The organism is Micromonospora sp. NPDC005087, assembly GCF_042872965.1.
Taxonomy (GTDB): Bacteria; Actinomycetota; Actinomycetes; order Mycobacteriales; family Micromonosporaceae; genus Micromonospora.
Genome location: NZ_JBIALB010000002.1, coordinates 291,601 through 301,182, shown reverse-complemented (window position 1 = coordinate 301,182; position 9,582 = coordinate 291,601). Strand labels below are relative to the sequence as shown.

Sequence of the window (9,582 nt, the reverse complement as noted above, 5' to 3'; positions counted from 1 at the left end):
CGAGACTATCGGCCACGGCTCTGCCGCGGCGGGTGTGGCCCAGAAGACGCGCCGCCGCCTGACCCCGACCCGCCGGCTTCCGGGCCGGGTCGGGCCGCGTCCCCGGCGCTGTCCGCCCCGCCGTCGGCCGGTTCCGGCCGGGCGTGCGTCGGCCCCGCCGGCGACGATTCGGGTACGCCCGCAGCCGGCTCCGACCGGGCGGGTCCGCCCGGCTCCCGGGTGGCCTGCACGGGCCGGCCGGCGCGCGGCAGCCCGTCCGGTGGGCTCATCGCCCCCGCCGGGACGGGGATCTCCCGCCTCGGCACGTCCGGGTACACCTCGGCGACCCGGTAGGTGTCCCGGCCGGCGGCCTTCGCAGCGTAGAGCGCGTCGTCGGCGGCCTCCAGCACTTCCCGCCCGGTGCTGCCGTGGTCCGGATAGACGGCGATGCCGACCGACACGGTCACCACGACCGGCCCCGCGTACGCCTCGACGGCGACCGGCGTCTCGCGGACCGCCGCGCCCAGCCGCTCCGCCACGATCGCCGCACCCCGGGCGTCGGTCTCCGGCAGCAACAGCACGAACTCCTCGCCGCCCTGCCGGAACGCGAGGTCGACCTCCCGGATCTCGCCGCGCACCCGCCGGGCGAACTCGGCCAGCACGGTGTCCCCCGCCGCGTGCCCGTACGTGTCGTTGACGTCCTTGAACCGGTCCAGGTCGAGGGCGAGGACGCTGAGCATCCGGCTGAACCGGCTGGCCCGTTCCACCTCCCGCCGGATCGACTCGCGCAGGTAGCGGTAGTTCCACAGCCCGGTGAGCGGGTCGGTGAGCGAGAGCCGCTGCGCCTCCTCGTGCACCCGGACGTTGTCCACCGCCACCGCCGCGTGCCCGGCGAAGGTGCGCAGGGTGACCAGGTCGTCGTCGTCGAACTCGTCCGCGCCCAGCCGGTCGTAGAGGGCCAGCACGCCGAGCGCCGCCGCCGGCGCCCCGGCCTCCTCGCCGGCGCCGCCGACCGGCGCCGCAGGCGCGCCCGGGGCCGCCGTGGCGCCGCCGCCCGGGGTGGCGAAGGGGACCGCGACGTATGTGTGGCAGCGCGGCTCACCCGCCGGGGCGTCGGTCGGCCCCGCCCGCCCACGTTGGGGCTCCCCGGTGGCGGCAACAGCGCCGACGACGCCGACGCCCACCGGCACCCGTAGCGTCTCCGTCTCGTCCCCCTCCGGCCAGCGCCCGTCCAGCCCCTCGGTGCACTGGGCGACCAGCACCCCATCGGCCTCCACCAGCAGCACCGCGCCGGCCCGGGCCCCGGTCGCCGCGATGGCGCTGTGCAGGATCACCCGCAGGATGCGTTGCAGGTCGTGCGTGCTGGCCAGGGTGTCCCCGAGGACGGCGAGGTGGCCGCGTAGCTGGTCCCGGCTGCTGGTCAGCGCCGTCACGTACGACCCGGTCTCCCGGGTCATCCGGTTGAACGCGGCGGCCAGCCGGCCCAGCTCGTCCCGGGTGCGCACCGGCACCCGGGCGGTCAGGTCGCCGTGCGCCACCCGGTCCACCGCGCCGGCCAGCTCCACCAGCGGCCGGGTGGTAATCCGGGCCAACCGCCAGGCGCTCAGCACGGCGAGCAGCCCGGCCAGCACGACCACGCCGACCAGCGTGACGTGCAGCGCGGGTGGCCGTTCGCTCGGCACGGAGAGCACCAGCGGCAGTGGCTGCCCGGCGGAGGGCCCGATGCGCCGCACGTACCGGCCCTCGGAGGTCTCGGTGACCCGCTCGCCGTCGGTGGCGCTGGCGGCGGCCAGCACCGCGTCGCGTACCTCACGGGATTCGGTGGTGTGGGTGACCCGCCCGGCGCTGGCACCGCCGTCGAGCAGGGTGACGGCCACGCCGGTCACCGCGGCCAGCCGCGCCACGAAGGCCGGGTCGACCAGTTGCGCGGCGACTACCGTGCCCAGCAGAGTGCCGGCACGGTCACGCAGGTCGACCCGGGCGGCCAGGGCGCGGACCGGGCCGGACGGCGCGACCGTGCCCGAGCAGTCCCGCCAGGGGGTCGACGGCGCGCCGGGCGAGGCGTACGTGACCTGGCCGGTCACGTCGGTGATCAACACCCCGGCGGCAAGCCCCCGGCCAACCAGTTGATCAGCGGCGCCGGCCGGATCGCCGGTGAGGGCCACGGCGTCGGCGGTGGCGCGTAGCTGCTGACAGAGCGCGTCGACCGAGGTACGCACGGTGGACGCCGCCACGGCGAGGCGCTCGGTGGAGCGGCTGCGGTCGACGGCGGCGAAGGTGGAGGCGACGAAGAACGCCCCGAGCAGGACCGGCCCGAGCACCACCACGAGGAATGCTGCCGTCAACCGCCCCCGTAGCGTCACTCGGTCCCCCCGGACGTTCCGCTTTCGTTGCTTGCGATGCTGACACAGAGCAACCGTGGGAGAGGCGTTGCGTCAGGAGTGTTGCGTGCCGGAATTTTCTGATGAAGCGGAAGTGACCCGGGTGGCGAAGCGGGACGCGCGGGCCGAGCTGCTCGCCCGCCGTCGGGCGCTGAGCGGTCCGGCCCGGGCCGCCGCCGCCGGGCGCGTCCAGGCCGAGCTGGTCGCGCTGGTACGCCGGCTGCGCCCGCGCCGGATGACGGCGTACGTGCCGGTCGGCTCCGAGCCGGGCGGGGCCGACCTGCCGGAGGTGCTGCGGGCGGCGCTGCCGGCCGACGCCGAGCTGCTGCTGCCGGTGCTCCGCGCCGACCTCGACCTGGACTGGGCGGCGTACACCGGTCCGGATGCCATGATCGCGGCCGGGCGGGGTATCCGGGAGCCGGTCGGCCCCCGGCTCGGGGTGGCCGCGGTGACCGACGCGGGTCTGGTGGTCGTTCCGGCGCTGGCGGTCGACCGACGCGGCCGGCGGCTGGGCCGCGGCGGTGGCTCGTACGACCGGGCGCTCGCCCGGGTGCCCACCGCGACGCTGACCGTGGTGCCGCTGCACGACGGCGAGCTGGTCGAGGCGCTTCCCGTGGAGCCGCACGACCGTCCGGTCCGCGCGATCGTCACCCCTGCCGACGGGGTGCGTACGCTTGACGACGGCCCGGGTGCGGCGCATGGTGTCGCGCCCCACACGTCCGCTGGACGAACCCGGGGCGAATGACGCACCATTGGCACTCGAATACGTCGAGTGCCAACTGGCTGAGCCCACATCCGGAGGAGAACGTGCCCACGTACCAGTACGCCTGCACCGCGTGCGGTCACCAGCTCGATGCGGTCCAGTCCTTCTCTGACGCGCCGCTGACCGAGTGCCCGGCGTGCGCGGGGCGGCTGCGCAAGGTCTTCAACTCGGTCGGCATCGTCTTCAAGGGCTCCGGCTTCTACCGCACCGACTCCCGGGCTTCCGGCTCCGAGACGTCCGCTGGTGGTACGGCGGGCAAGCCGGCCAAGTCCGAGTCGTCCTCGTCGTCCTCAGGCGGAGACTCCGGGTCGTCGGGTTCCTCGACCGGGTCGACGTCCTCGTCGTCCGGATCGTCCTCGTCGTCCGGCTCCTCGTCGTCTGGCGGGTCGAGCGGCGGGTCGAGCAGCGGCAAGGCCCCGGCGGCCAGTTCCGCATCCTGACCGCTGCGCCCGAGCGGCGTGGTCGTCCCGTGTCATAGCAGGTCCGGCCGGTCGGTGGGCGTTGTCCACAGGCCGGCCGGTTGTCCACAGGCATCGGCGGACGATCAGCTGACCGGGTCCCGATCGGCCTAACCTGCCGTCCACGGGTGTCGCTGCGGCACCCCGCGACGGGAGGCGGCAGATGGCGACCGGCGATCCAGATTCCGCTCGGGCATTGCGGCCGCTGCGGCGGCTCGCCCTGCCCCGCGGGCGCACCCTGCTCCGGGCCGGCGTGGTCGCCGCGTTGCTCGGCTTGGCCGCCGCCGTCCTGCACACCCCCACCGGCTGCCCGCCGGCCACCAGCGCCACCCCGTCCCCCGGCCCGCCCGGCGCGGGACCGGTCGACGGGAAGGGGCCGGCCGGCACGGTCGACGGGCCGCAGCCGACCGGCACGAGCGCGACCACGGCCGGGGCGCAGGTGACGGCCGGCCCGTTGGCGCTGCCCAGCGGCGCGGTCGGGGTGCCGGTCCGGTTGGCCGAGCCGGCCGCACTGGTGGTGGTCCGCCCCGGGGCCCGGGTCGATCTGCTCGCGACGCCGCCGGGCGGCTCGGGCACCGAAGCCGCCCTGCTCGCCCCCCGAGCGCTGGTGCTGGACGTGCTGGGTGCCGGCGCGACCGACGGGTCGTCAGCGCTCTATCTGGCGCTCCGCCCTGACCAGGCGCAACGCGCGGTCGGGCTACCCGAGGGAAGCCGGTTCGCGATCGTCGTCCGCGGTTGACCGCGCACACCACCGAGACTCGCTACGGGGGCGGCAGCCGCGCCGACCCGCAGGACGGGAGCCGGGTCAGCCCCAGTGCGGAGGGCGTTCGGCGAGCAGCCAGTCGTCGTTGCCGCCGGGCCGCTCGCCCCAGCCGCGGTCGGTGTCGTCGGCGGTCTGCTCGGGCAGCACCACGAAGTCTTCGCTCAGGTCGACGGTGCGGTCATCGTCGCCGCGCGCGCCCTGCGTGCCGGGGTCCTCGGTGCTCACGAGCGGCAAGACTAGCGCAGCCGACGGCAGCGGACCGGTGGCAGACGGTGGCGCGCCGGCCAGAAGCGACCGAGCCGCCGGCCGCGTTGGTAGCGTCGGACGGCGTGACGACCCCCAGCGGTGGCAGCACCCCGGACGACTACTGGCGGCGACCCGGGACCGGCGGCGAGGAAGCACCCGACCAAGCCGCCGCCGCGCCCGCGCCCGGGTACGCCGGCCCACCGCCGAGCGTGCCGCCGCCGGCGGGCTGGCGTCCACCCGTACACCTGGAGCCGACGCCGCCCCGGCGGCTGCCGCCGCAGGACATGGCCGGCCTCGACGTGGCCGAGCAGCGCGCGCAGCGGGTCACCTACGGTTTCGGCGCGGCGGTCGGCGTGGTGCTGGTGGTCCTGGTCTGCCTGCTCTGCTCGCGGGTTCTCTTCTGACCCCGTCGTGACCGACGGTCAGAGGGTGGTGCCCCAGACGGCCTGCGCGCCGGAGTGGCCGGTCAGGTAGACGTAGACCAGGGCGGCGATGGAGAGCGCGACGACGGCCACCGCCAACACCGGGGTCACCAGTGCCGGCAGCCGCGGCACCCGGGGGTGCCCGCTGGTCGCCACCAACAGCAGGATGGCCACGATCCCGAGCGGCACCACGATCCGGAACAGGATGTCGCCGTAGCGGGAGTGCTCGAAGATCTGGTCGAAGATCGGGCCCTGGAAACCCCGGGCGACCAGCGCGTCGGTGAACGCCTTACCCGACTGGATGGCCACGAAGGCGGTCAGCGGAGCGGCCACGGCCAGGATGGCCACCGCCCAGTCCAGCCGGTGCCGCCAGCGCGGCAGTCCCACGTACGCGACGGCCAGCACAGCCAGCAGCGGCACGAACAGGACCACCGCATGGACCACCAGGACGTGTACCGGTAGACCCTGGATCTCCTCGAACATCGACACCCTCCAGGTGGATCACGGTCAGGGGGTGGCCAGCCTACGGTTCGCCGGCCGCCCCCAGGCTCTCGACCGGAGACACGCGCTGCCTCTCGATCGGGTTCACCGCGCCCCGATCCGGCCACCGCCGACTGTGTCCGCGGCCACCCCGACCGGACGTCGGTTGTCGGCGCCGGTCGCACGTGCTGTCATTGGCGCATGTCCGGTGCCGAGGAACTGCTGCGATCGAGGGGCCTGCGCGTCACCCGACCGCGCCTCGCGGTGCTCGACGTGCTGGCCGGCGGCGGCCACCTGGAGGTCGACGAGATCACCCGACAGGTCCGCGAACGCCTCGACTCGGTCTCCACCCAGGCGGTCTACGACGTGCTGGGGGCGCTGTCCCGGGCCGGGCTGTCCCGACGGATCGAGCCGGCCGGCAGTCCCGCCCGGTACGAGGCGCGCGCCGGCGACAACCACCACCACGTGGTCTGCCGGGGCTGCGGCGAGATCGCCGACATCGACTGCGCGGTGGGCAGCGCCCCCTGCCTCGAGCCGAGCGTCTCGCATGGCTTCGAGGTGGACGAGGCGGAAGTGACCTTCTGGGGTCTCTGCCCGGGCTGCCAGACCCGCCGCTCCGCCGACAGCTGACCGGGCTCGCGTCCGGAGAGGTGACCGGCGGGGTCGGTCGGGCCGTGGCACTCTTGGGCGGTGGACTCCGATGACCTCGGCCTCTTCGGTCCGGGTTCGGTCACGTGGAAGGTGCACGAGGAGCCGATCCTGATCGTCGCCGGCCTGCGTTCGCTCTACCTCCAGGCGTTGCACCCGCGCGCGATGGCCGGGGTCGCGCAGAACAGCGACTACCGCACCGACGCCTGGGGCCGCCTGGTCCGCACCGCCACCTACGTGGCGACCACCATCTACGGGACCACCGCCGAGGCGGAGGCGGCCGGGGCGCGACTGCGCCGGCTGCACGACCGGATGCGGGCCACCGACCCGGACACCGGCGCGGAGTTCCGAATCGACGAGCCGGATCTGCTGCGCTGGGTGCACGTCGCCGAGGTCGAGTCGTTCCTCAGCACGGCCCGGCGGGCCGGGCTGCCGCTCACCGACGACGAGGTGGACGGGTACTACACCGAGCAGCGCCGTTCCGCCGCCCTGGTCGGCCTCGACCCGGGCAGCGTCCCGGGCACCGCCGAGGAGGTCGCGGAGTACTACCGCGCGGTGCGACCCGAGCTGCGGATGACCCGGGAGGCGGCGGAGACCGCGCTCCTGCTCACCGCCCCGCCGCTGCCGTGGAAACTCAACCTGCCGGCCCGACTCGGGCTCGGCCTCGGGCCAGCACGCTGGGCGTACCTGGGGATCGCCGGCACCGCGCTCGCGCTGCTGCCGGCGTGGGCCCGCCGGATGTACGGCGGGCTCGGTCTGCCCACCACCGCCCTGTCAGCGGACCTGACCGTGCGCGCCCTGCGGCTGGCACTCGGCACGGTCCCCCGGCGCTACCGGGAGGGGCCGATCCGGCAGGCCGCCAGGCAGCGGGCCGAACGGCTCACCGCCACCCCGCTGGCCGGCTGACCCCGCGTCGCCAGAGGTTTCAGCCGTCGGTGGGTCGGTCCACGGCCGCCCACGGATCCTTGCCCGGCGTCTGCGCGCCGGTCGGGCAGTGCCGCCGGTAGTCGCACCAGCCGCAGCGCGGGCCGGGCGCCACGGGGAACGCCGCATCCGCGTCGCCGCCGTCGGCGACCGCCCGCTCGGCGGCCATGATGTCGCGGGCCGTCTCCTCGGCCCGGGTCAACTGCCGGGCCAGTGACTCGACGGTGTGGTCGTGACCCGCCACCGTGCCGGTCGGCAGGTGGTGCAGCTCGACCCGGCGGCACGGGCGGCGGAACACCCGCTCGGCCGCGTACGCGTAGAGCGCCAGCGCCTGCGAGCCCCGGGCGTCGTCGGTGTCCAGCCCGGTGCGACCGGTCTTGTAGTCGACGATGACCAGCTCCTGGCCGTCCGGCCCGGGGCGGGAGTCGATCCGGTCGGCGCGGCCGTTGAAGGCCAGCACGGCGGTCTTGACCGCCACCACCCGCTCGACGCCGAGCGGGTCGGCGTCCGGCTCCAGCGTCTCGACGTACGCCTCCAGCCAGCCCAACGCCCGCCGGTAGGCGGCCCGCTCCTGCTCGTCGTCGCGGTAGCCCTCGCGGACCCAGGTGCCCTTGTGCAGGGTGGCCAGCGCCTCTGGGCGACGCCGGTCAGCGGGCAGCGCATACCAGTTCTTCAGCGCGGTGTGGACGCTGGCGCCGAGCGAGTTGTGCGCCCACGGCGGGCCCTTGGGCGGGGCCGGCCGGTCGACGTAGGAGTAGCGGTAGCGGCGCGGGCAGTCCGCGTACGCACCGAGTTTGCTCGGGGTGCAGACGAAGAGCCGCTCCGGCATGCCCTCGAAGCCGAGCTGCTCGGCGCTGCCGGCACGTTGCTGCGGGGCTCGGCCGCCGGCGGCCGGTCGTCCGGCTGAAGAGGATCGTCGCACGCCTGCGATCCTGCCACCCACCCCCGACAGCACGGGGGTGCCGGGTCAGGTCATGTTCACGTACTGCGTGACGAAGGCGGCCACCGCGTCCGCGATGAGCTGCACGGCGATCGCGGCCAGCAGCAGGCCGGCGATCCGGGTCAGCACCTCGATCCCGCCGGGGCGCAGGATCTTCACGATGCCGCCCGAGAAGCGCAGCACGATCCAGACCGCGACCATCACGGCGAGGATCGCCGCGGCGATGGCGGTGAAGTCGCCCAGCCCGTCGGCCTGCTGGACGAAGAGCATGGTGGCGACGATGGCGCCGGGGCCGGCCAGCAGCGGGGTGCCCAGGGGCACCAGCGCGATGTTCGAGGTGACCTGCTGGCTGGGGTCGTCGGCCTTGCCGGTGAGCAGTTCCAGGGCGACCAGCACCAGCAGCAGGCCGCCGGCCGCCTGCAGGGCGGGCAGGTCCACGTGCAGGTAATCGAGCAGGGTCTGCCCCGCCACCGCGAATATCACGATCACGCCGAGCGCCAGCGCCACCGCCTGCCAGGCCGCCCGGTTCCGGTCCCGGGCGGGCAGCGGGCCGGTCAGCGCGAGGAAGATCGGCATCATGCCCGGCGGGTCGGTGATCACCAGCAGGGTCACGAAAACCTCGCCGAACAGCTTCAGATCCACGTGATCAACCTAGCCGCGCCGTTGTGGACCGAAACCCGGATCAGCCCGAAGCGACCTCGGTCACCCCCGCGGCGACGATCCGCTCGTACGCCTCGACACCGGTGTTGAACGCCCCGAGTTGGACGGTCTTGTGGGTGCCGTGGAAGTCCGAGGAGCCGGTGACCAGCAGACCGAGCTCGGCGGCAAGTGCCCGTACGTGCGCCTGCTCGGCCGGGCTGTGGTCCTCGTGGTCGGCCTCCAGCCCGGCCAGCCCCGCGGCGGCCAGCTCGGCGATCAGCTCGTCGGGCACCACCCGGCCGCGTCGGGTGGCGCGCGGATGGGCGAAGACCGGCACCCCGCCGGCCGCCCGGACCAGCCGGATCGCCCGGAACACGTCGATGTCCTCCTTGGGCAGCCGGTACCGCTCGCCCAGCCAGTCCGGACCGAACGCCTCCCGGGTGCTCCCGACCAGGCCGGCCCGGATGAGCGCCTGCGCGATGTGCGGCCGGCCCACCGTGCCTCCCCCCGCGCCAGCCATAATGTCCGGCCAGCTCACGTCGACGCCGTCGGCGCGCAGCAGCCCGACGATGCGTTCGCCCCGCTCCTCGCGGGCGGCACGCACCCGGGCCAGCTCGGCGACCAGCTCCGGGTGGTCCGGGTCGAACAGGTACGCCAGCAGGTGCAGCGGCACCGGCGACTCCGTGCCGGACCAGCGGCAGGACAGCTCCGCGCCCCGGATCAGGCGCAGCCCGGGCGGCAGCGCCCGCACGGCCGGCGCCCAGCCGGCGGTGGTGTCGTGGTCGGTGATCGCCAGCACGTCCAGCCCCGCGTGGGAGGCCGCGCGGACCAGCTCGCCCGGGCTCAGCGTGCCGTCGCTGGCCGTCGAGTGGGCGTGCAGGTCGATTCGCGGGGCGGAGCCGGTACGCGAGGTCATCACCCGACGCTACCCAGCGCCAC

General features: G+C 75.0%; 12 protein-coding genes and 1 pseudogene. 6 read left to right on the top strand and 7 right to left on the bottom strand.

All coding sequences use genetic code 11. From position 1 onward, the window contains the following. Window positions 1-5 precede the first annotated feature (5 nt). Window positions 6-2,342: a diguanylate cyclase gene (locus tag ACFYPS_RS06470; protein ID WP_387323175.1), complete on the bottom strand. Its 2,337-nt coding sequence runs from the start codon at window positions 2,340-2,342 to the stop codon at window positions 6-8. A gap of 85 nt (window positions 2,343-2,427) precedes the next feature. On the opposite strand from ACFYPS_RS06470, the gene ACFYPS_RS06465 reads away from it, so the two are divergent. Both ACFYPS_RS06465 and ACFYPS_RS06460 read left to right on the top strand, forming a co-directional pair. Continuing rightward, window positions 2,428-3,105: a 5-formyltetrahydrofolate cyclo-ligase gene (locus ACFYPS_RS06465; RefSeq protein WP_387323173.1), complete on the top strand. Its 678-nt coding sequence runs from the start codon at window positions 2,428-2,430 to the stop codon at window positions 3,103-3,105. Further along, window positions 3,102-3,308, top strand: a pseudogene (locus ACFYPS_RS06460) (FmdB family zinc ribbon protein); the annotation flags it as partial. The gene ACFYPS_RS06465 and the pseudogene ACFYPS_RS06460, both read left to right, overlap by 4 nt. A gap of 14 nt (window positions 3,309-3,322) precedes the next feature. Here ACFYPS_RS06460 and ACFYPS_RS06455 read toward each other — a convergent pair. After that, window positions 3,323-3,535: a hypothetical protein gene (locus tag ACFYPS_RS06455; protein ID WP_354964639.1), complete on the bottom strand. Its 213-nt coding sequence runs from the start codon at window positions 3,533-3,535 to the stop codon at window positions 3,323-3,325. A 209-nt stretch (window positions 3,536-3,744) separates the two neighbouring features. Here ACFYPS_RS06455 and ACFYPS_RS06450 point away from each other — a divergent pair, with 209 nt between their 5' ends. Further along, window positions 3,745-4,320: a flagellar biosynthesis protein FlgA gene (locus ACFYPS_RS06450; RefSeq protein ID WP_387323171.1), complete on the top strand. Its 576-nt coding sequence runs from the start codon at window positions 3,745-3,747 to the stop codon at window positions 4,318-4,320. 66 nt (window positions 4,321-4,386) lie between these two features. On the opposite strand, the gene ACFYPS_RS06445 is transcribed toward ACFYPS_RS06450, so the two are convergent. Then, window positions 4,387-4,569 (bottom strand): hypothetical protein, encoded by a 183-nt coding sequence (locus tag ACFYPS_RS06445; protein ID WP_074316562.1) that lies wholly within the window; start codon window positions 4,567-4,569, stop codon window positions 4,387-4,389. A 104-nt stretch (window positions 4,570-4,673) separates the two neighbouring features. Between ACFYPS_RS06445 and ACFYPS_RS06440 the strand changes: the two genes are divergently transcribed. Next, window positions 4,674-4,994 (top strand): hypothetical protein, encoded by a 321-nt coding sequence (locus ACFYPS_RS06440; RefSeq protein WP_354964587.1) that lies wholly within the window; start codon window positions 4,674-4,676, stop codon window positions 4,992-4,994. Between the two features lie 18 nt (window positions 4,995-5,012). Here ACFYPS_RS06440 and ACFYPS_RS06435 read toward each other — a convergent pair whose 3' ends face one another. Then, entirely contained in the window at window positions 5,013-5,495 is a 483-nt protein-coding gene (locus tag ACFYPS_RS06435; protein WP_387323169.1) for a DUF2231 domain-containing protein, read from the bottom strand. 198 nt (window positions 5,496-5,693) lie between these two features. Between ACFYPS_RS06435 and ACFYPS_RS06430 the strand changes: the two genes are divergently transcribed. Together ACFYPS_RS06430 and ACFYPS_RS06425 are read left to right on the top strand one after the other, a co-directional pair. Next, complete coding sequence (locus tag ACFYPS_RS06430; protein ID WP_387323167.1) at window positions 5,694-6,122, top strand: Fur family transcriptional regulator; 429 nt, start codon at window positions 5,694-5,696, stop codon at window positions 6,120-6,122. 60 nt (window positions 6,123-6,182) lie between these two features. Beyond that, window positions 6,183-7,046 (top strand): oxygenase MpaB family protein, encoded by an 864-nt coding sequence (locus ACFYPS_RS06425; protein WP_387323165.1) that lies wholly within the window; start codon window positions 6,183-6,185, stop codon window positions 7,044-7,046. 19 nt (window positions 7,047-7,065) lie between these two features. On the opposite strand, the gene ACFYPS_RS06420 is transcribed toward ACFYPS_RS06425, so the two are convergent. From ACFYPS_RS06420 to ACFYPS_RS06410, 3 genes are all read right to left on the bottom strand, one after another. Continuing rightward, entirely contained in the window at window positions 7,066-7,893 is an 828-nt protein-coding gene (locus tag ACFYPS_RS06420; RefSeq protein ID WP_387323596.1) for a RecB family exonuclease, read from the bottom strand. 138 nt (window positions 7,894-8,031) lie between these two features. Then, window positions 8,032-8,646 (bottom strand): MarC family protein, encoded by a 615-nt coding sequence (locus tag ACFYPS_RS06415; RefSeq protein ID WP_089017854.1) that lies wholly within the window; start codon window positions 8,644-8,646, stop codon window positions 8,032-8,034. A 40-nt stretch (window positions 8,647-8,686) separates the two neighbouring features. Continuing rightward, complete coding sequence (locus tag ACFYPS_RS06410) at window positions 8,687-9,559, bottom strand: PHP domain-containing protein (protein WP_354964583.1); 873 nt, start codon at window positions 9,557-9,559, stop codon at window positions 8,687-8,689. Window positions 9,560-9,582: the final 23 nt, after the last annotated feature.